The organism is Paenibacillus vini (genome assembly GCF_018403325.1).
Classification (GTDB): Bacteria; Bacillota; Bacilli; order Paenibacillales; family Paenibacillaceae; genus Fontibacillus; species Fontibacillus vini.
The window spans coordinates 86,725-107,174 of sequence record NZ_BOSL01000011.1; the positions used below are offsets into that span (position 1 = coordinate 86,725).

General features: G+C 52.7%; 15 protein-coding genes. 8 read left to right on the forward strand and 7 right to left on the reverse strand.

The window, feature by feature from the left end; translation table 11 throughout:
* Window positions 1–153 precede the first annotated feature (153 nt).
* On the forward strand, window positions 154–1,341 hold the full coding sequence (locus KJS57_RS16810) for an amidohydrolase (RefSeq protein ID WP_213655752.1): 1,188 nt from the start codon (window positions 154–156) through the stop codon (window positions 1,339–1,341).
* A gap of 58 nt (window positions 1,342–1,399) precedes the next feature.
* Here KJS57_RS16810 and KJS57_RS16815 read toward each other — a convergent pair whose 3' ends face one another.
* The 6 genes from KJS57_RS16815 to KJS57_RS16840 form a co-directional block, all read right to left on the reverse strand.
* A complete protein-coding gene (locus KJS57_RS16815; protein WP_244861598.1) occupies window positions 1,400–2,287 on the reverse strand; it encodes a sugar phosphate isomerase/epimerase family protein in 888 nt (295 codons plus the stop codon).
* Window positions 2,284–3,015 (reverse strand): rhamnogalacturonan acetylesterase, encoded by a 732-nt coding sequence (locus KJS57_RS16820; protein WP_213655678.1) that lies wholly within the window; start codon window positions 3,013–3,015, stop codon window positions 2,284–2,286. Before KJS57_RS16820 ends, KJS57_RS16815 begins: the two co-directional genes overlap by 4 nt.
* A gap of 84 nt (window positions 3,016–3,099) precedes the next feature.
* Window positions 3,100–4,497, reverse strand: coding sequence for a glucuronate isomerase (gene uxaC / locus KJS57_RS16825; protein WP_213655679.1), 1,398 nt, complete (start codon window positions 4,495–4,497; stop codon window positions 3,100–3,102).
* A gap of 500 nt (window positions 4,498–4,997) precedes the next feature.
* Window positions 4,998–6,485 (reverse strand): UxaA family hydrolase, encoded by a 1,488-nt coding sequence (locus KJS57_RS16830; protein ID WP_213655680.1) that lies wholly within the window; start codon window positions 6,483–6,485, stop codon window positions 4,998–5,000.
* The gene (locus KJS57_RS16835) at window positions 6,470–7,906 is read right to left on the reverse strand and encodes a tagaturonate reductase (protein WP_213655681.1); all 1,437 of its coding nucleotides are present in this window, start codon (window positions 7,904–7,906) and stop codon (window positions 6,470–6,472) included. Before KJS57_RS16835 ends, KJS57_RS16830 begins: the two co-directional genes overlap by 16 nt.
* A 117-nt stretch (window positions 7,907–8,023) precedes the next feature.
* Entirely contained in the window at window positions 8,024–9,019 is a 996-nt protein-coding gene (locus KJS57_RS16840) for a LacI family DNA-binding transcriptional regulator (RefSeq protein WP_213655682.1), read from the reverse strand.
* 170 nt (window positions 9,020–9,189) lie between these two features.
* Here KJS57_RS16840 and KJS57_RS16845 point away from each other — a divergent pair, with 170 nt between their 5' ends.
* Window positions 9,190–11,442: a helix-turn-helix domain-containing protein gene (locus tag KJS57_RS16845; RefSeq protein ID WP_213655683.1), complete on the forward strand. Its 2,253-nt coding sequence runs from the start codon at window positions 9,190–9,192 to the stop codon at window positions 11,440–11,442.
* A gap of 84 nt (window positions 11,443–11,526) precedes the next feature.
* On the opposite strand, the gene KJS57_RS16850 is transcribed toward KJS57_RS16845, so the two are convergent.
* A complete protein-coding gene (locus KJS57_RS16850) occupies window positions 11,527–12,411 on the reverse strand; it encodes a carbohydrate ABC transporter permease (protein WP_213655684.1) in 885 nt (294 codons plus the stop codon).
* 386 nt (window positions 12,412–12,797) lie between these two features.
* Here KJS57_RS16850 and KJS57_RS16855 point away from each other — a divergent pair, with 386 nt between their 5' ends.
* From KJS57_RS16855 to KJS57_RS16880, 6 genes are all read left to right on the forward strand, one after another.
* On the forward strand, window positions 12,798–13,655 hold the full coding sequence (locus KJS57_RS16855) for an ABC transporter permease (protein ID WP_373316832.1): 858 nt from the start codon (window positions 12,798–12,800) through the stop codon (window positions 13,653–13,655).
* A 40-nt stretch (window positions 13,656–13,695) separates the two neighbouring features.
* Window positions 13,696–15,237, forward strand: a complete 1,542-nt coding sequence (locus KJS57_RS16860; RefSeq protein ID WP_213655685.1) for an extracellular solute-binding protein — start codon at window positions 13,696–13,698, stop codon at window positions 15,235–15,237.
* Between the two features lie 121 nt (window positions 15,238–15,358).
* Complete coding sequence (locus KJS57_RS16865) at window positions 15,359–16,471, forward strand: glycoside hydrolase family 88/105 protein (protein ID WP_213655686.1); 1,113 nt, start codon at window positions 15,359–15,361, stop codon at window positions 16,469–16,471.
* 52 nt (window positions 16,472–16,523) lie between these two features.
* Window positions 16,524–17,888: a glycoside hydrolase family 28 protein gene (locus tag KJS57_RS16870; RefSeq protein WP_213655687.1), complete on the forward strand. Its 1,365-nt coding sequence runs from the start codon at window positions 16,524–16,526 to the stop codon at window positions 17,886–17,888.
* 12 nt (window positions 17,889–17,900) lie between these two features.
* Window positions 17,901–19,496, forward strand: coding sequence for a glycoside hydrolase family 43 protein (locus KJS57_RS16875; protein ID WP_213655688.1), 1,596 nt, complete (start codon window positions 17,901–17,903; stop codon window positions 19,494–19,496).
* 31 nt (window positions 19,497–19,527) lie between these two features.
* Window positions 19,528–20,445, forward strand: coding sequence for a dienelactone hydrolase family protein (locus KJS57_RS16880; RefSeq protein WP_213655689.1), 918 nt, complete (start codon window positions 19,528–19,530; stop codon window positions 20,443–20,445).
* The last annotated feature ends 5 nt before the right edge of the window (window positions 20,446–20,450 follow it).

The window sequence follows — 20,450 nt, forward strand, 5'->3', positions numbered from 1 at the left end:
TGAGTCCGTTGAATTCTTCGATACCGTGATTCCGTGGGAATAAATTAGATTAGCACGATCCGGTTTGATCCTGCGTCGCGTTGGCTTGCTCAACTCCCTCCATAGGTTTATCATAAATTTCATACAAAAGAGACCGAGGGGATGGGTTTGAAGATGCATAATGGAGCTGGAGCATGGACAGAGCAGCTTGAGCAAATAGGTGATCAAATGATTGAAATGCGGCGTCACCTTCATCGCCACCCTGAGTTAGCGAATGAAGAAAATAACACGACCACGTATATCCGGGAACGGCTGGAGGAAGCGGGGATCCGGATCGCAACGGATTTTCCGCTGCAGACCGGACTGATCGCTGAAATCGGGGGGATGCGGGGCGGACCGGTGATCGCGCTGCGCGCGGACATCGATGCGCTGCCGATCGAGGAGCAGAGTGGCGTGCCCTTCGCTTCGACGGTTGCCGGGAAAATGCATGCCTGCGGGCATGATTTCCATACGGCGGCGCTGATCGGAGCGGCCTTGCTGCTGAAGGAGCGGGAAGCGGAGCTGCAGGGCACGGTCCGGCTGTTGTTCCAGCCCGCGGAGGAGATTGCGACGGGAGCGAAGCAGGTCGTCGCGAGCGGTGCGCTGGAGGGAGTGCAGGCCGTGTTCGGCATGCACAACAAACCCGATCTGCCGGTGGGCACGATCGGGATCAAGGGCGGCCCGCTTATGGCGGCCGCGGACGGGTTTGTGGTTGAAGTGGACGGCGTGGGCACCCACGCGGCCGTGCCCGATGCAGGCGTAGACCCGATTCTCGCCGCCGCGCATATCGTGACGGCGCTGCAATCGATCGTCAGCCGCAACGTTAGTCCGCTGCAAAGCGCGGTCGTGAGCGTCACCCGGATTCAGGGCGGTACGGTGTGGAACGTCATCCCGCAGCAAGCGGTGATGGAGGGCACGCTCCGTACCTTTAATCTGGGGACGCGGGAGCGCGTGATGGAGCGATTCGCAGCCATCGCGGAGACCGTGGCCGCCGCCTTCGGCGCGACCGCCAAGGTTCGCTGGGTCGAAGGGCCGCCGCCGATCGCCAACGACGATGCCCTGGCGGATTTGGCCTGGAGCGTTGCCACCGAGTTGGGACACAACCCGGTCGTGCCCCAATTGTCATCGGCCGGCGAAGACTTCGCCGTTTATCAGCAAACGGTGCCCGGACTGTTCGTCTTCATGGGTACTGCCGGCACGCAGGAATGGCATCATCCCGCCTTTACGCTGGATGAAGGTGCATTGCCGGTCAGCGCGGAGTTCTTCATGCGCCTTGCCCAGCGGGCGTTAGAGCAGTTAGCCGGGACGGAGTCCGCCAAGTAGGCTATCTGCCTTGCTGACGGGACTATTGTATAAGCCTGCTCACAAGCTGCAAGCCAGATTACACTTCAACGTATATTTGCTGCAGGAAGGCAATGCTGTCCTTCATATCCGGTTCGGGCGTACTTTCGAGAATCCCGTGGATATGGGGGCGTTGATATTTCATATAGCTTAGTATGGGGCGAAAATTCAGTAGCCCCTGACCCACAGGGACGGTGTGTATTCGTCCCTGTTTTATTGTGAAATCCTTAAGGTGAACGACAGCGATTCGGTTGCCCAGAAGCTCAAGAGCCTCCTTAATAATGCGGTCCTGATCCGTATAATTCTCCGGGGACATCAAGTTTGCGCAATCGAGGATGATCTGAAGGTTGTTGGACGGCACCTCGTCGAGCAGCCTGCGGGCCAGCGGGGCCGAATGGAGCGGATGGTTCTGCCCGGCCTCGATGCCGACAGTGACGCCAAAACGCTCGGCTTCGGCAACCATGATCTTAACGGAGGTAACAACCTGCCGAAACGCTTCTTCCGTAAAATTATCGGGCGTATAGCCATCCCCGACGCTGCCGGTCTCCGAACCTACCAGACTGGCGCCAAAGTCTCTCGCCAAACGCAAATGAGTGGCGAAGCCGTTCAGCGCCTCCGCCCGTTTTGAAGGATCGGTAGCGACGATATTGACGTAGCAACCGAGCACCGCCAGGTGAATGCCTGCTCGCCCGAACGCGCCTCCAAAGTAGGAGGCGGCACCGGGACTTAGTTCGGACAGGCTTCTCACGCTGTCGGGAAACGACTTTTTGACGGCAAACTGGATGTTCGAAAAAGAATGCTCCTGGATTTTCTTGATGAGCAGGTCCAGCGGTACCCGCCCGAAATCATGGGCACGCACGCCAAGATTGAGCGGGGGAAACGCCGCGATTTCTGAGTTGTCTATTGCTGAGTCCTTCATTAAATTCATTCCGGCATCGCCACCTTTCCAGGGAGATAACCTTCTGTCGTTCTTATAAGATGTTGTCTTAATTCCGGAAGGGCAGCGCACTGATGGACCGCTTGGGCTACCAACCTGGCGATATGACGGGCGCCGACATCCGAGAAATGAGTGTCATCGCTGATCCCTTCAGGATAATTCGGATGGGCCTGCTCCGGCAAATGCATAAAAAGATGGCGTGTGCCCTCGATCCCGAGTGCGCGGTAAAGCTGTTGTGAAGCCGCAAATATGTCCAGCAACGGGGTTGCGGTGCCAGCCGCAACCTGGCGCATAGCCTCGGGATAAGCGCCGACCGCATCAGGGTCGGGGCTCCCATCCGCCAGGAAGCGTCGCCGGCTGACCGAGGTCAACAGGACGGGCGTCCCGCCCTTCCGGCGGGCGGATTCGATAAACCGCTCCAGGTTAGCGCGGAATTCTCTTTCCGGGTCGGCATAACGCAGAGGGTCTTCCTGTTTGCCGTCGTTGTGGCCGAACTGGATGAAGAGGTAGTCTCCCGCCTGGAACTCTTTTTCGATCGCTTCAAGCCTGCGCTCGGCCAGAAAAGATTTAGTACTCCGCCCGTTCACGGCCCTGTTGTCGATGCGGAGAGAAGGACCGAAATACGCCTGAAGATGCTCACCCCAGCCCGTCATCGGTTTTTCGGCGGCCCCTTTGATCGCCGCAGTAGAGTCTCCCGCTATAAACAAAGTACATGACATCTCGTAATCCCTCCCGATTTCTTGCAGAACGCTTCAGCTTCTTCTTCGGAATCATTTTATCCTTGCCTGCCCTGTATTTTTAGTTCATTTCATATCGAACCCGAAGTAGCTTGCGGCATTGCTGTATGCGATATCCTCAACCATTCCTCCGAGCAGGCCCTCGTCGTCAGGCGCTTCCCCGCGCTGAACCCATTCCCCGATCAGTTCGCATAAGACCCGGCGGAAATACTCATGGCGCGTGTATGAGAGAAAGCTGCGCGAATCGGTGAGCATCCCCACAAAGCCCGCGAGCAGACTATGCTCGGCAAACAACGTTAATTGCTGGCGCATACCGCTGCGGGTATCGTTATACCACCAGCCCGAGCCGAGCTGCAGCTTGCCCGGAGTTTCCTTCTGGTAACAGCCCATCAGGGTAAGCAGGGATGGATAATCCTTGGGATTCAAGGAGTACAGAATCGTCTTCGGCAGACCCGCTCCGCATTCGGCCCGGTCCAGCAGCTGTGAAAGAGGGGCGGTAATCGGCAGGTCATTCAAGGCGTCATACCCGGTATCCGGTCCCAGTTTATTGAACATCGGAGTATTGTTGTTTCTGTAGGCATGGAGATGCAATTGCATTGTCCAGTCTTTTTCACGGTACATGCCGATGAGGGCGGTCAAAAGCTCGGTACGGTAAACTGTGATTTCCTCTTGTGTCAGCACTTCTCCGGTTGTTCTTTTCCGGAAAATAGTCTCCAGCTCCGAGACATCGCCGGCCTTGTAACGCAAAATATCGAGCGCGTGGTCGGACAGGCGGCAGCCGTGATCATGGAAGTAATCGACTCTGGAGCGAAGTGCCTCTACCAGATCTTTATATGAAGCAATCGTCCGACCGGACGCCGCTTCCAGGCGTTTCAGCCAATCCGGGAAACCGGGCGCGTCGATGTTTAGTGCCTTGTCGGGACGGAAGGTCGGCAGGACGGAGAAGTCCTGTTCTTCTTCTTTCAGCAACCGGTGATATTCCAGGGAATCCGCGGGGTCGTCCGTTGTACAAACTAGCTTTACGTTTGCGTTTTTGATGATGTTGCGCCGCTTGAATGGCTCACCCGCAAGCTTCTCGTTCACGGACTCCCAAATTCGCGGGGCCGACTGTTCATTCAGCAGTTCGTTGACGCCGAAGAAACGACGCAGCTCCAGATGCGTCCAACTGAATAGCGGATTCCCGATCGTCTTGGGAACCGTCCGGGCCCAAGCAAGGAATTTATCGAAGTCCGAAGCATCCCCGGTGATATGGGATTCCGGCACGCCGTTCGCGCGCATCAGGCGCCATTTATAGTGATCTCCGTACAGCCAGGCTTCAGTGATATTTTTGAAAGGCTGGTTCTCGTAAATTTCCTTTGGATCGAGATGGCAGTGATAGTCGATGATCGGCATGTGGCTCGCATGTTTATGAAACAGGGTTCGGGCAGTCGCGGTGGAAAGCAAGAAGTCATCATTCAGAAACATGGGGTAGGCTCCTTTTAAAGTTTATAAAGTAATGACGTTTCGAACATTAGCTGTAAAACATACAGGTAATTTAGCTCTTATTGAAACGAATGATTGATGATTGAATAGCTGTAAAACATGCAGGTAATTTACTCCGAATGCATGAAAAATGGGAGATAGGGCCGAATTAACTGCAGGTTTTGCATCTAAAGTTTAGAGAATAAAAAATATTGCATTATTAGCTGCATATTTTACAGCTAAATTGCTTTACTACTATGGGCCCGGCCCAAGGCGAGACTCTGGATGAGATCAGGGCAAGGCCAGGCTTCGCGACGGCATCACCGGACCGTTCGGGTCCAGGCCTCCCCGGACGCGCTCCCCATCCGGCATCTGGCCCATCTCTGTCTGGCCTAGCTCCCGTCAGGGTCCAATGACCGCTCGGGCCCAGCGACTGTCCTGTCCAGGTACAGCCAGCGTAGGACTCAGTCCGAATCCGGTTCAGCCCCTGGCCCCGCCCGTGATCACAACGTCACGCCGGTTTTAAAGATCGCGAGCTCGCGCACTTCGTTTTGTTCGTTCCGCGTTTTTTGTCCGCTGGCGACGGCGATGATGTAATCGATAAATTGCTCAAGCACCTCGGACATGGGAGTTTCCAGCAGCGGTCCTGCGTTGAAGTCCATCCAATGCTTTTTGTTGTTGTATAACTCGTTGTTCGTCGCGACCTTGACGGTCGGAACGAAGCTGCCGAAAGGCGTTCCGCGCCCGGTCGTAAACAGGACGAGCTGGCAATCGGCGGCCGCCAAGGCCGAGGAAGCGACGAGGTCATTGCCCGGTGCTTGCAGCAGGCTAAGGCCTTTTTTGCGCAGCTTTTCCCCGTATTGCAATACATCGACCACGGGAGCGGTTCCCGCCTTTTGGGTGCAGCCGAGCGATTTGTCCTCCAGCGTGCTGATGCCGCCCGCCTTGTTGCCCGGGGAAGGATTCTCGTAGACCGGCTCGCCGTACGACAGGAAGTACTGTTTGAAATTGTTGATCAGGGAGACGATGTCCTCATAAACCTCCCGGCTTTCCGCGCGGGCCATGAGCATTTTTTCGGCGCCGAACATTTCAGGCACTTCCGTCAAAATGGTAGTCCCGCCCTGGGAGATGAGAAAATCGGAGAAGGCGCCCAGCAGCGGATTGGCGGTAATGCCGGAGAATCCGTCGGAGCCGCCGCATTTGAGACCAACATTGAGCTCGCTGATCGGCACGGGCTCGCGGCGGTCATCCTTCGCGGCCTCATAGATTTCCTCCAGCAGCGCAAGGCCTGCCTCGACTTCGTTCCCGACTTCCTGGGCCACGAGGAACTTGATGCGGCTCTCGTCATAGTCGCCCAGTATTTCGCGGAATTCGGCGACGATATTGTTCTCGCAGCCGAGACCGAATACGAGCACCCCGCCAGCATTGGGGTGATTCACGGCATCCAGCAGGATGCTGCGCGTCATCCGGTGGTCGTCGCCAAGCTGCGAGCAACCGTAAGGATGCTTAAGCACCGTGACGTTATCGAAGCTCCCGAGATCGGGATGGATGGCCTTAAACTCGGCGATCATCAGCTCGGCGACCCCGTTCACGCAGCCGACCGTTGGGACGATGAAGAGATCGTTTCGGATGCCTACCTTTCCGTTACTACGGCGATACCCATCAAAGGAGAGAGAGCGTTTGGGATAGGTTACGGGATGCAGCTCAGGCTGGTATTCGTAAGTTTCTTCCCCGACCAAATTGGTCTTCAGATTATGGGTGTGCACATGCTCGCCCTTGGAAATAGAGGTTGTTGCATGCCCGATCGGATAACCGTACTTGGTGACGATATCGCCCTCACCAAAATCGGTCAAGGCCATTTTATGGCCCTGCGGAATATCCTGGCGGGCGGTGTACGTCTGATCATCGAATATAATTTCTTCCCCGGCTTGGACCGGGCGCAGGGCGACGGCTACCGTATCCCTGGCATTCATTTTCATGAGTCGCTGCATTGAATTTCCCCTCCGATCGTTTGTTCCAGCGCGGTCCGGCAGTCTAGGGAATCTAGCAGCCGCAATCCGTCCTCCAACGCTTCCTTCAATCCGGGAACGGATAATAAATTTTCTCCCCAAAGCGAGTTGTCCTGAAGAATGACCTCAACAAAAGACTGCGGATCCTTCCAGGTTGCATCAAAAACAGCCAACACTTCCGGACCGTCCTGGCGTTGAAGGCGATCTCCCCGGTATCCGAGCAGCAGCCCGGCAAAAGCGAGGGTGATCAGCTTCGGCAGTTCTCCACGTTCCTTCCGGTAACGGAGCAGTACAGGCAGCAGGCGGGTTTTGAACTTGGAAACGCTGTTGAGATAAATGGAAGTTAATTCGTGCCGGATAAACGGATTCCGGAACCGTTCCTGTACAGCTGCCGCATAGGATTGTAATTCCTCAAGAGGCAAATCCAGCATAGGAATGAGTTCATCCTCAATCAATTGACGTACAAATGCGGAGAAGACACCGTCATTCATCACGTCTTCGACGGTTTCCAGACCGGCGAGAAGTCCAAGCGACACCATCGCGGTATGCGGCCCGTTGAGCAAATGAACTTTGCGTTCCCGGTAAGCCGTCATATCTTCCGTGACGACGACGTTCAAACCGGCCTCCGCCAGCGGCAGCTTTTCTTTCAGCCATGCCGGACCCTCGATCACCCAGAACAGGAAAGGTTCGGCGGTGACCATCAGGTTGTCGCGGTAGCCCAGTTCCTGCTCCAGTTCGCCTGCCTTGTCGCGCGGATAACCCGGCACGATCCGGTCGACCAGACTGCAGCAGAACGTGTTTTCCGTCTCCAGCCACGCGGCAAACTCCTCTCCCAGATTCCATTCCGACGCATAGCGCTGCACGATTTCGCGCAGCTTCTCGCCGTTGCGGTCAATCAGTTCGCAAGGAATGATGACGAATCCTTTTTTGCCTAATTGAAAGCGCTTGTAAAGCAGGGCCGTCAATTTGCCGGGAAAGCTCTTTTGCGGCGCATCTTCCAGTCGGTCTCCGGGATGGTAGGCGATTCCGGCTTCCGTGGTATTCGAGGTGATGAATTCGAGTGCGTCATCCTCCGCCAAGGCAAGAAAATCTTGATAATTACTGTATGGATTAATAAGCCGGCTGACGCTGGTCATAATTTCCCGGTCGCTGACGGTCCGCCCGTCCAGGATGCCGTTCAACAGAACGGTATAGAGGTAGTCCTGCTCGGCCAGCATCCCGCCAAGTCCTTGCTCAAGCGGCTGAATCAGAACCGCGCTGCCCTGGAACAGCCCTTTGTTGTTCATCTGCTGCACTTGCCAATCCACAAAGGCACGCATAAAGTTTCCTTCCCCGAATTGAATCATCCGCTCGGGATAGGAGGGCAAAGCGGGAAACGAGTTTCTGGAAAGCGGTTGTGTCATGGTCATGTTTCGCTCCTTTTCATCATATAATCGCTTAATGCACACGTGAACATTTTTGTATAAAAAAAGAGATGAACTCTTTTTTTAACGAAATTAAGTGCCTCCCGGACATGCCGTTTAACAGCTTGCGACAGTCCGGCGAATCATGAACTTCGTTTGGACCAGGGATTGCTCGGGCCTGGTTTCCGGGTCCAGCATCAGCTCAATCAGCTTCTTGGTGCCGAGCTCGCTGATATCCGTAATCGGTCTACGGACGGTGGTCAGCGCCGGGTTAGTATATTGGGCGAATACGATATCGTCGAATCCGATCAGGGATATTCCGTCCGGGACGGGAACTCCGGCTGCATAGCAGGCATTCATCGCACCGATCGCCATATCGTCGTTCGCACAGAATACCAGCGACGGAGGGGCGGGAAGGGTGAGTAAAGAGCTCATCGTCCGGTAGCCGCTTTCGATGCTGTAATCCCCGGCGGCAAAATATTCCGGGTTCGGGAGAAGACTGTGAGCCAGCAAACTGTCCAGAAAGCCTTGCTTCCGCTCGGCGGACGACTTGAAGCCTGCTTTGCCTTCGATCATCGCCAGTTTGCTGTGGCCTTGGGCTATGGCGTAGTCGATCGCTTCCCGGACCCCGCCTCTGTCGTCGGCAACGACGTTCATGATCCCTTGATCCTCCAAATGGCGGTTAAGAACGACGAGCGGGATGCGGGTTCTTTTGACATGATAAATAAATTCGTTGTCCGCGTCGCTCTGGCTCATGACGAGAATGCCGTCAAAACGCCGCGGCGAGATGCTGTCCAAATGCTTGATACTGTCGATCCCATGCACCGTCAAGCTGTAGTTTTCGTCGAGCATATGATTGATTCCCTTGATGACGTCGACAAGAAAACTTGCCGAGGTTCCCTGATCAATACTGGAAAAAAACAGTCCGATAGTATACGATTTTTTCATGACCAGGCTTTTGGCGCTAAAATTGGGAATATAATTCAGCTCGGCGGCGATTTTTTCGATTCTTTCCCTGGTATCCTTCTTGATGAGGGGGTTTCCGTTTAGCGCACGGGAAACCGTCGTATGCGAAACACCAGCGACTTTTGCAATGTCTTTGATCGTGACCATGGAATCTCTTCTTCCGGAAAATGATATTGGTTTAACGATTTCATTTTAAGTCCAAATTTCCTTGAAAGTCAAGGGAATTATATAATGCACACGTGAAAATTATCATTGCCGCCGATCCCTTGTAAGCGCTATAATTGGAATTGATCACAACTGACAAAGGAGCAGCGCGGATGCACAAAGGAAGCATGTTCTATAAAATTTTCATTCCGATTCTTGTCCTAGGGATTGGCCTTGTGGCCAGCTTTGCCAGTTATATCTATTTTAGTACGGTAAGCTCCGTGAACGAACGGATTGCGGGCAGCAAGCAAAACTTTATATCGCAAACCAAAAATAATTTAGAACAGCAAATCCGAACCATCGAATATGCGTTTGACACATACAGTACAACTACCTCGTTTAGCGAGGTCGTAAAGAACCCGATCACGGAGCAGGACTTCATCGCTTATCGGAACGTCAACACCCAGCTTAATTACATCGCCACGCTGGGCATGGAGCGGACGAATTATGCATTGATCAGCCTGGAGCAGAGCTGGAAAATTTCGAACGGCAGGTTGTCGAAGCTGAACGAGGAACAGAGGGAAGAACTGATCCACAGCTATGTGGAAAATAAAGACCAAAGCTTGTTCTGGACCAAAACGGAGACGGGGATCCGTTTCGTCAACACGCTGCCCGTCTTCTCCAAAAATAAACAAGCGATCGCCTTGTCCGACATTTCGCTGGAATCGCTGGATCAAACGATTGGGACCGGAGACGACAGCGTCGTGTACATACTGAATCGGCAGGGCGAGTTAATGTATGAGAGCAGGCCGGAGAAATCCGTTCTCAACGATGGACAATTGAAAAAGGCGGCGGCCAGTATTACCGAAGAACCCGGGCAAACCGGCGTTCTGTCTCTGCAGAAGGGAAGCGGCGAGTCTTCCCCTTTAAAAATAATCTATGCCAAGTCGGAATATAACAATTGGGTTTACTTGACCTTGCTGGATCAAAAAGAAATTTCCGGCGCCCTTAAGCTGGCCAGATTCGGGATTATCACAATGGGGACGGTACTGACATTGTTGATCGTCATTGTGGCTTACCTGTTCGCCCTTTACTTTACGAGGCCGATCCGGCAAATCAAACGCAGTCTGTCCCTGGATGGCGAGACCGGCTCCAAAAACGAGATCGAATCGATCATCCATTCCATCGATACGATATTGACGGAGAAAGAAAGTCTGGAGAACCTGATGGAAGCGGAGAAGCCGCAGCTCGAGACGCAGCTGATCATGAATCTGTTCCGTAACCGTGTTACCGCGGACGAATTGGCATCAAAGCTGCCTCGACTGGGATATCGGCTGCCGGAACACACTCTTTATGTCACGATGCTGATTCAATTGGACAATCTCGGCGAGCGGGAAGCTTCTGATAAGGACGTTTTACTGCTCGCGATCAACAGATTGGTGGAAGAACAGATCCCGCCGGAGCAGCGTATGCTTCCGATTATTTTGAACGATAAGTCCCAAGCTACCATCCTGATGTTCACGGGCAAGACGGAGCAGGAAATCCGTAAACAACTGTTTGAACAAGCTACTGCCTTAATGAAGAACGCGAGGGAATATTTGAAAGTGTCCATCAGCGTCGGAATCAGCAAAACGGTTGAAAGCTTGCTGGAGAGCAAAGAAGCCTGCGAGATGAGCAAACAGGCGTTGCACCACCGTCTCAATCTGGGCAAGGAATCGATCATCTTTTATGAAGACATTTCCGGAGTCGTGTCCGGGCCCGTGCTGCTTCACTATCCAGTCGAGCTGGAGTCCCAACTCTTCGATGCCATTCGTCTCGGCGATGAAGAACAGGTCAGCCGCACATTGTATTTGCTGCTCGCCGAAATGATGAAGAAAAATAAATACTCGATGAATTTCGAGGTCGCCCTGGTCCGGTTCGTGAACAATCTGATCCAGCTTGAACAGCTTCTCGGCATCGAGGTGCTGCTTACGCAGGACAATCACGCCCTTTATCATGTGCTGCTGGACACCCGCAATCCCGAAGAAATCGAACGGATGCTGGTGGATGAAGTGATCTTCCCGATGGTCAGAAGCATGAAGGACAAAACGAACAAGCAGTTCCGTTGCCTGTCCGAAGAAATTGCCGTAATCGTCAGGTCTGAATACGACCAGGAGTTGACATTGGAGCAGATCGCGGACCGGCTGCATTACAATCCGAACTATTTAAGCAATATTTTCAAAAAGGAATATGGGATCACCTTCAGCGACTACCTAATGAACTACAGGCTGGACATGGCTCAGAAATGGCTGGTCGAGACGAGCATGACGATTAAAGAAATTGCCGAGCGGCTCCAGTATCATAAACCGCAAAACTTTATCCGTTCTTTCCGTAAAAGAGAGCACATTACGCCGGGAGAATACCGCAAAGCCAGGAAAGCGAATTAGATACAGAAAAGGAGCCTTTCCGCTTGGAGAAAGGCTTCTTTTGGAATGTCTACACAGCGGATTATTTCTATTCAAAACTTGTCATTATCCTTTCACCGAGCCGAGCATGGCTCCCTTGACGAAATGGCGCTGAACGAAAGGATAAGCGGCTAGCATCGGCAAGGTAGCGATAACGATTACGGCCATCTTAATGGTTTGTGCCGGCGGAATGATATCCACGGAACTGTTATCTCCCTGCATCCCGCTGGAGACGATGACGATCTGCCGCAGCAGCACCTGAATTGGCCATTTGAGGGAGTCATTGATATACAAAATGGCACTCATGTAGGTGTTCCAGTACGCGACCCCGTAAAAGAGAGAAATGGTTGCGATCGACGGAAGGGACAGGGGCAGCATGATTTTGAAAAATACTCCGAAATCGGTACATCCGTCTATTTTAGCCGATTCTTCCAGAGCGTCGGGCAAGGATTGGAAGAAATTTCGCATAATGATCAGATTAAATGCGTTGATCGCGGTCGGGATAATCATGGACCAGTAGGAATCGATGAGGTGGACGCTTTTCACTACCAGGAAAGTAGGGATCATTCCGCCACTGAACAGCATCGAAAATACGACGATAAAGTTGATGGAGTTTCTGCCATAAAGATAACTTCGGGAGAGGCCGTACGCCATTAAGGCAGTCAACGCCATGCTCAGGACAGTTCCTATCAGGGTAACCCCGACGGACACGCCCAATCCTTTAAAGATCGTAGGCGTCGAAAGAATGTATTTGTAGGCGTCCAGAGAAAAGGTGGTCGGGAATAAGATGAAACGCTTTTCCACCATTTCCTGGGTCGAAGCAAAAGAGCTGGCGATGACATTCAAAAATGGCAAGAGACAAGCTAAAGCAATGAGAATCAGCAGGGTGCTGTTGACAACCGTAAAGATGCGATTGCCGATGGACTGTTTTTTACTTAATGTTTGAGCCACTTGTGTATCCTCCTCTTCGTCGATTAACAATACAAGCTAACCATGCGAGGAGGATTCCGTATATAATCCCCATTTTAGGTCTTTTCCGGCCGGCGAAAAGTGTTGAACAAACGTGAATGCTCAACAGCTTAGTTCGTAATCACCAGGTTAGGCGAACAAGCGAAAAAGACTGCTGCAATCGGGTGTTGTAATCGCTGTCATCTAATGATTATATACGGAATGCCTCCCATCAAGTACGCTAATGGACGTAAAACGGAACATCCAAGGAGGTCGCACTAGTGAAAGCATCAAGTGTCGCATCGATGGACGTGAGAGTGGAGCCGGAACTTCAACGAAAGGCTTCCCCGATCCTCACCAGCTTAAAACGCAACAAGCTTCTATACCTCATGATTTTTCCCGGGCTTCTCTATTTCATTGTATTTAAGTACTTGCCGATGGGAGGATTGGTAATCGCCTTTCAGGATTATCAGCCTTACCTGGGGATTACGGGAAGCCCCTGGGTTGGGTTGAAGCATTTTGAACGATTGTTTACGGAGCCTACGTTCTTCATGCTATTGAGGAATACGTTGATCCTGTTTGCGATGAACATTGTGTTTTTCTTCCCGTTACCGATTATTTTGGCGCTGATGCTGAATGAGGTGCGGAACAAATGGTTCAAAAGCGCAGTGCAAACCATCATTTATATCCCGCATTTCATGTCCTGGGTCATTATCGTATCGATCACGTATGTGTTTCTGAATGTGGACGGCGGTGTCATTAATGAACTCCTTGCCGTACTCGGCTTCAACAAGATCAGCTTCCTGACCTCTCCGGAGTGGCTGCGGACGATGTATATCGGACAAATCATTTGGAAGGAGCTGGGGTGGTCGACGATCATTTATTTGGCCGCCATCACGGTCGTGGATACGCAGCTTTACGAAGCGGCGGAAATGGACGGCGCAGGACGATGGAGAAAAACGTGGCATATCACCTTGCCGGCGATTCGCCCCGTCATTATTACGCTGCTGATCCTGAAGATCGGCAGTACGTTGGATCTCGGTTTCGAGCATATGTACCTGTTGCTGAATTCCTTGAACCGTGAAGTCGCGGAAATATTCGATACTTACATTTACACCGCCGGTTTGAAGAACGGTCAATTGAGTTTCAGTACGACCGTCGGATTGTTCAAGGGCGTGGTCGGGTTGATCCTGGTCATGGCTTCCAACAAGTTGGCGAAGAAATTTGGGGAAGACGGCGTGTATTAAACGCTTAACCAATAAAATTTGAGAAAAAGGGGTAGGGAATATGAAATTCAAAATGAAGCAAGTGGGAGTTCTATTGCTCGCGAGTGTCTTCTTGTTGTCGGCTTGCGGCGGAGCGAAAAACAACGGCGCTGCTGACGCCAGTAATGCCAAAACGGGAGCCAACGGCGGAAACGCGGCGGTAGACAAACCGGTCAATATCACTTGGATGAATATTTTGCATACCGCTTCAACGCCGACGGGAAAGGTCCAATCTCTCATTGAAGAGAAGACGAACACGAAAATCAAGTTTTCCTGGGTACCCGATGCATCCAAGGAGGAGCGGATCAATACCGCGCTCGCCTCTAACTCTTTGGCCGACATTGTCACCTTGACGATTCTGGACAATTCTTCCGTCCGGAACGCCCTGAAATCGGGCATGTTCTGGGAGGTCGAGCCTTACCTGGACGAGTTCCCGAACTTGGCCACGATTTCCGAGGACAAGCGGCGGTCCGCTTCGATTGCCGGCAAGCTCTACGGGGTGCCTTTCCAAAAAGACGTGGCGCGCAACGGCGTCATTATCCGCAAAGACTGGCTAGATAAGCTGGGGCTTCCGGTACCTAAAACAACGGATGAGCTGATGGACGTAGCCAAAGCCTTTACCGAGCAGGATCCGGACGGAAACGGAGTAAAGGACACCGTCGGATTCATCGACCGGAATGATTTGATTTACGGGGCATTTAAAACGCTGGGCTCCTATTTCGGGACTCCTAACTATTGGCAACATAGCGAAGACGGTAAAATGACGCCCGAGTTTGAGACCGAAGGTTACGTCAAGGCGATGGATTTTATGAAGGCCACTTACGATAACGGCTATATTAACAAGGATTTTGCCGTTACAGCGAAGACGGATCAGCAGGAAGGGTTTGCCCAAGGTAAAGCGGGCATCTATGTCGGTGCCCTGTTTGACGGCAAGAACCTGCTGAATTTGGCCAAGGGTATTCAGGACGACATGGAATTGGTGCTCGTCAACAATATTACATCCACCGGCAATGAAAGCGACCGGGCCATCTGGGCCGGAAACAACGGAATCGGCGGGCTGCTGGCTTTTCCTAAATCGGAAGTTAAAGACGAAGCGGAGCTGAAACAAGTTCTGAAGTTCGTGAATGATTTGATGGACGACGATATTTATGCACTGATGACTTACGGTATCGAGGGCGTTCATTACTCCATCGACGGGGATATGGCCGTCACCATTTTGGATAACGATCTGTGGAAACAGGAAGTACAGCCGTTCGCCTCTTCCCGCCCTAAGGAGCCGGGTTACAAAATCCATGATGCGGATCCGTTAAAGGTCGAAGCTACCAAGCTGATCCTGGAAAACGAGGAGTTTGCGGTCCTGAATCCGGTTTATTCGCTGGAATCGGAAACTTACACAACGATGGGCTCGGAGCTTCAGAAGATCATTACGGACGCCACTTACAAGTACATTCTCGGATCCATCGATCTGAACGGCTTCAAGGCGGAGGTCGAGAAATGGAAAAAGTCCGGCGGCAGCAAAATCATTAGCGAGTACGAAGCCGCGTATAAAGAAGCCAATTCTTAAGTTCGTTTATTAATTCATCTATATAGTCAGATTGTTTAAGCTTGGACAATTTTTAAGGGGTCCTTTCCATGTATCTGTGGCAAGGACCGTCATTTTTTGACCGGGAGGATGTGCAGATCAGATGAGTTGGGCTACTAAAACAGCGGAATCCCTGATGGAGCGGATGCCGAAAATGCATGAGGGCAAAGGATATGCCGGCAAATGGTCATATGATTACGGTGTGGTGTTAAGAGGCTTTACGCTGCTCTGGAAGCAGACGGGTGACCGGAAGTATTTTCAGTATATCCGGGACAACATGGATGACTTTATCGGAGAAGACGGTAGCGTAAGAGGATACCGTAAGGATGAATACAACATCGATCATATCAATAACGGAAAACTGTTGTTCATGCTGTATGAGGAAACCGGTCTGGAGAAATACCGGCAGGCGGCCGATCTGCTGAGATCGCAGCTGGCAAGTCATCCGCGCACGTCGGAAGGAGCCTTTTGGCACAAGCAAATCTATCCTTATCAAATTTGGCTGGACGGACTTTATATGGGATCGCCGTTCTATCTGGAATACCTGCTGACTTTTGAAGAGGGAAAAGGACTGGACGATGTAACGAAGCAATTTATCCTGTGCGAAAAACATACGAAGGACCCTGAAACCGGGCTGTTATATCATGCCTGGGATGAAAAAAAGATACAACCCTGGTGTGACCCCGCCACCGGATTGTCTCCAAATTTCTGGGGCCGCTCCCTGGGGTGGTATGTGATGGCTTTGGCGGATGTGCTGGAGCTGCTGCCCAAGGAGCACGGTGATTACACTGAGCTTGTCCGGATATTCAGGGATGTGCTGACGGCTTTGAGAAAATATCAGGACGAGGCCAGCGGCGTATGGTATCAGGTTGTAGATATGGGCGGACGCAAAGGCAACTATTTGGAGGCTTCGGCTTCCAGTATGATCGTGTTTGCCATTGCCAAGGGAATCCGGCTAGGGATTCTGGAAGGGGACGGCTGGCGGGAGACATTGGATTCGGCATTTCAGGGCTTGATCGTTGAATTCGTATTGGAAACGAAAGAGGGCTGGGTCAATCTGAACAAAAACTGCATGGTGGCAGGCTTAGGCGGAGAGGACCGCCGGGACGGCACCTATGCGTATTACATTAGCGAGCCGATCATTACGAATGACTTAAAGGGAGTCGGGGCGTTCCTGCAGGCGTGCGCCGAGGTTGAAGGGTTGCTGGCTCAATAAATGCCGAAATGCCGCTTGGATTATTAAAGTCGTTGGAACAGGAGGAAGAAGCATGCGAGTATATGACATTACCGATTACGGAGCGGTTGGCGACGGGCAAACCTTGTCAACAGCGGCTATTCAATCCGCAATCGATGCCGCCGGAGCCGCGGGCGGAGGAACCGTGTTCGTTCCGGCGGGTACGTATGTGACGGGCGCGATCTTTATGAAAAGCTATATCGAGCTGAATCTGAGTCCCGGTGCCGTGCTGTCCTTCAGCACGAATCCCGAGCACTATCCGGTCGTTTCCTCCCGCTGGGAGGGCGTGCTGCAAGAGGTGCACGCGTCGTGTATTTTCGGCCAGGACCTGGAGAATATCGCGATTACGGGAAGCGGCAAGCTCGACGGAAACGGCCAGCCATGGTGGGATAAGAAGCGGAACGCGCCAGAGGAGCTGGAATATCCCCGGCCGAAGCTGATCAGCTTTGACGGGTGCCGCAGGGTGACGTTGAGAGATCTGAACCTGGTCAATTCGCCAAGCTGGACCGTGAACCCGATTCGCTGCCAGGACGTCACGATCGACAATTTGTCCATTTGGAACCCTGCCGATTCGCCGAATACGGACGGCATCGATCCGGAATCATGCCGGAACGTGCGGATCAGCAACTGCCATATCGATGTGGGTGACGACTGCATCGCGATCAAGGCGGGTACCGAGGATACAGCGGAGCGGATCTCCTGCGAAAATATTACGATCGTGAATTGTACGATGGTTCACGGTCATGGCGGCGTGGTGCTGGGCAGCGAGATGAGCGGGGATATCCGCAACGTTACGATCACGGGCTGCGTATTTCAGCATACCGACCGCGGCATTCGCCTGAAATCCCGCCGCGGACGCGGGGGAATCGTCGAAGATATCCGCATCAGCAATATCGTCATGGATGATGTTCTGTGCCCTTTTATCCTGAATCTTTATTATTTCTGCGGTCCGCGCGGCAAAGACAAATACGTTTGGGACAAAAATCCTTATCCTGTGACGGAGGAGACACCCCGCTTCCGGCGCATCCACTTTGCGAACATTACTGCACGCCGGGTGCATGCGGCCGCGGGTTTCCTATACGGCCTTGCCGAGCAATACATTTCCGAAATTACGTTCGACCATATCGATATTTCCATGGCGGAGAATGCAATTCCGGGAGTTCCGGCCATGATGACGGGCATCCGCGAAATGAACAATCGTGGCTTCTTCCTCGGTAACGTAAGGGATATCCGTTTCCACCACGTCACGATCGAGAATCATGAGGGGCCGGCAATTCATGTGGAGAATGGAGAGCGGGTCGTCGTGGAACATTGCGAGTCCAGAAATACGAAGCAGGAAGAAATGCTGCTTGAGCAGGTTACTGTTCCGCCGAGTAATCCGAGCGAGGAAGAGGCTTAGAGGAGGCTGATGATGGTGAATGGCGAAGGCAAGGCAGGCTTTATTCAAAATCCGATTCTGCCGGGCTTTAACCCGGATCCTTGTATTGTACGAGTGGAAGAGGTTTATTATATCGCGGTTTCTTCATTCGAATGGCTCCCCGGCGTCCGGATTTACGAGTCGAGCAATCTCGCCGATTGGGAACACTGCAGCGATCCGCTGACTCATCAAGTGGATTTGAGGGGTAACCCGAAAAACTGCAGTATTTGGGCTCCGCAGCTTAGTTATCATGACGGTTTATTTTATCTGATGTACACCGATGTAAAAAGCACGAAGCGCCCTTTTAAGGATTGTCATAATTACTTGATAACGGCTCCATCGATCCATGGCCCTTGGTCGGAGCCGGTATATTTGAACAGCAGCGGATTCGATCCGTCCTTGTATCACGACGACTGCGGCCGCAAGTGGCTGCTCAATTGCCTGTGGGATTACCGGATCACCGAAGGCAACAAATCGAGCGGAATCGTGATTCAGGAGTATGATTCCTTGCAAGGCAAGTTGGTTGGTGAACCCAAAAAACTGTTCGACTGTACACCGCTGAAAAAAACGGAAGCGCCTCATATCTACAAGCGAAACGGCTACTATTATCTCATTACGGCCGAAGGAGGAACCGGCTCCGGGCACGCCGTTACGGTGGCTCGCTCCAAGGAACTGCTCGGCCCATATGAAGTGGATCCGCACAATCCGATGCTGACTTCGCGAAATCATCCTGAATTGGAGCTTCAATGCGCCGGGCATGGCAGTTTAATAGAGACGCCACAGGGCGAATGGTATATGGCGCATTTGTGCACGCGTCCGTTAGAAGGCGAGTATGCCATCTTGGGAAGGGAAACCGCACTGCAACAGGTGTATTGGGACGAGCAAGGTTGGCTCCGCTTAACTGCGGGGGGGAACGCGCCTCAGATCCGGGTGCCGCTGCCTAAAGGAATCGATTTCACACCGATAGTGACGGTGACGGATTTTGAAGATGATTTTACGGGTCCCGGCTTGAAAAAGAACTGGAACACGCTTCGAATTCTGGCGGATGAAAGCTGGTGTTCGCTGTCGGCCAGAGCGGGTTACCTGAGGATTCAAGCGGGAGAATCGCTGCAAAGCTTGTTTAATCACCATATCGTGGCGATCCGTCAAACGGACAAGTCGTTTCGGGCGGAGACAAAGGTGGAATTCGATCCGGTGTCCTATTTGCAAATGGCCGGGCTGATGCTCTATTTGAACGAAGATAACTATTGGTATGCCTACGTCAGCCATGAAGAGGGAAAAGGCAAGGTCCTGAGGCTAATGCGCTGCGATAGGGATGAATTTGAGCTCGAACCTGTCGTGATGGAATGGAACGGCGACGGAGCGGTCCAACTGGCCGTTGAGGTCTCCGGTGCAAAGGGACAATTCTATTACCGGGCGGACGATCAAGACGAATGGCATGCTTGGGGAGACGCCCGGCATATAGGTTTTCTCTCAGGCGGATTTACCGGCAACTTCATCGGCATCGCAGCCCATGACATGAACAGGTTCGGCGGAATCTATGCCGACTTTGATTATTTCCGGTATCAAGGCAGAGATAGACAAAGTTAAGTTAGAGGAGATGAAAGGAGGGAGCCGCCGCATGAATTGGAGTCCGCAAGAGGCACGTAAGAAATTGTTCGAATTGCTGGGGGATTTGCCGCCGGAAGAGCCGATATCGGCTCAAGTCCTGAAGGTCGAGGAGCGGGAAGGGTATTTGCTTGAAACGCTGCAGCTGGAATTGAACGGAATGGAGCCAGTGCCGGGTTACGTGGCCAAACCCCGGGAAGGCAGCGGGCCGTTTCCGCTTGTGATCTTTAATCATTCCCATGGCGGAAATTACAGGAATGGCCGCAAGGAGATGATTGTGAGCAGCCCCTATCTGCAGGAGCCTTCGTTTGCTAAGGTGCTCACCGACTTGGGCTGCGCGGTCTGCTGCATCGATATGTGGGCCTTCAACGAGCGCGGCGGTAAGACCGAAAGCGAGTTGGTCAAGGAGATGTTGTGGAACGGCCGGGTCATGTGGGGCATGATGCTGTACGACAATCGCCGTTTGCTCGATTATATGTGCAGCAGGCGGGATATCGACAGCTCCCGGGTTGCCACGATCGGTATGTCCATGGGCGGCCTGATGGCGTGGTGGTCGGCCGCGCTCGATGAACGGATCAAGGTGACGATTGACATCTGCGGGCAGGTGGAGGCGGAAACCCTGATTGCCAAAAGAGGGCTGGACCACCATGGCTTCTACTCCTATGTACCCGGCTTATTGAAGCATTTTTCGACTTTGGATATTCAAAGGCTGATCGTGCCGCGGCCCAGGATGAGCCTGGTCGGGCGGAACGACCGGCTTTGTCCGGTCGAAGGCGTGGAACTGCTCGCTACCGGGCTCCATGATGCCTATAGGGATGCCGGGAAGCCGGAGCATTGGCAGCCCGTTCTCGGTGGAGGCGGCCATATGGAGACCGCAGCGATGCGGGCGGCCTGGGTTCCATTTCTGACGAAGCATTTACTGGAAAGATAAGATAG

Excerpts from the sequence above, each read along its gene's own strand:
- KJS57_RS16835 (WP_213655681.1), bottom strand. The coding sequence starts at position 7,906 with ATGACACAACCGCTTTCCAGAAACTCGTTTCCCGCTTTGCCCTCCTAT.
- KJS57_RS16815 (WP_244861598.1), bottom strand. The coding sequence starts at position 2,287 with ATGAATTTAATGAAGGACTCAGCAATAGACAACTCAGAAATCGCGGCG.
- KJS57_RS16845 (WP_213655683.1), top strand. The coding sequence starts at position 9,190 with ATGCACAAAGGAAGCATGTTCTATAAAATTTTCATTCCGATTCTTGTC.
- KJS57_RS16830 (WP_213655680.1), bottom strand. The coding sequence starts at position 6,485 with ATGCAGCGACTCATGAAAATGAATGCCAGGGATACGGTAGCCGTCGCC.
- KJS57_RS16810 (WP_213655752.1), top strand. The coding sequence starts at position 154 with ATGCATAATGGAGCTGGAGCATGGACAGAGCAGCTTGAGCAAATAGGT.
- KJS57_RS16875 (WP_213655688.1), top strand. The coding sequence starts at position 17,901 with ATGGTGAATGGCGAAGGCAAGGCAGGCTTTATTCAAAATCCGATTCTG.
- uxaC (WP_213655679.1), bottom strand. The coding sequence starts at position 4,497 with ATGTTTCTGAATGATGACTTCTTGCTTTCCACCGCGACTGCCCGAACC.
- KJS57_RS16840 (WP_213655682.1), bottom strand. The coding sequence starts at position 9,019 with ATGGTCACGATCAAAGACATTGCAAAAGTCGCTGGTGTTTCGCATACG.
- KJS57_RS16860 (WP_213655685.1), top strand. The coding sequence starts at position 13,696 with ATGAAATTCAAAATGAAGCAAGTGGGAGTTCTATTGCTCGCGAGTGTC.
- KJS57_RS16865 (WP_213655686.1), top strand. The coding sequence starts at position 15,359 with ATGAGTTGGGCTACTAAAACAGCGGAATCCCTGATGGAGCGGATGCCG.
- KJS57_RS16855 (WP_373316832.1), top strand. The coding sequence starts at position 12,798 with ATGATTTTTCCCGGGCTTCTCTATTTCATTGTATTTAAGTACTTGCCG.
- KJS57_RS16880 (WP_213655689.1), top strand. The coding sequence starts at position 19,528 with ATGAATTGGAGTCCGCAAGAGGCACGTAAGAAATTGTTCGAATTGCTG.
- KJS57_RS16820 (WP_213655678.1), bottom strand. The coding sequence starts at position 3,015 with ATGTCATGTACTTTGTTTATAGCGGGAGACTCTACTGCGGCGATCAAA.
- KJS57_RS16870 (WP_213655687.1), top strand. The coding sequence starts at position 16,524 with ATGCGAGTATATGACATTACCGATTACGGAGCGGTTGGCGACGGGCAA.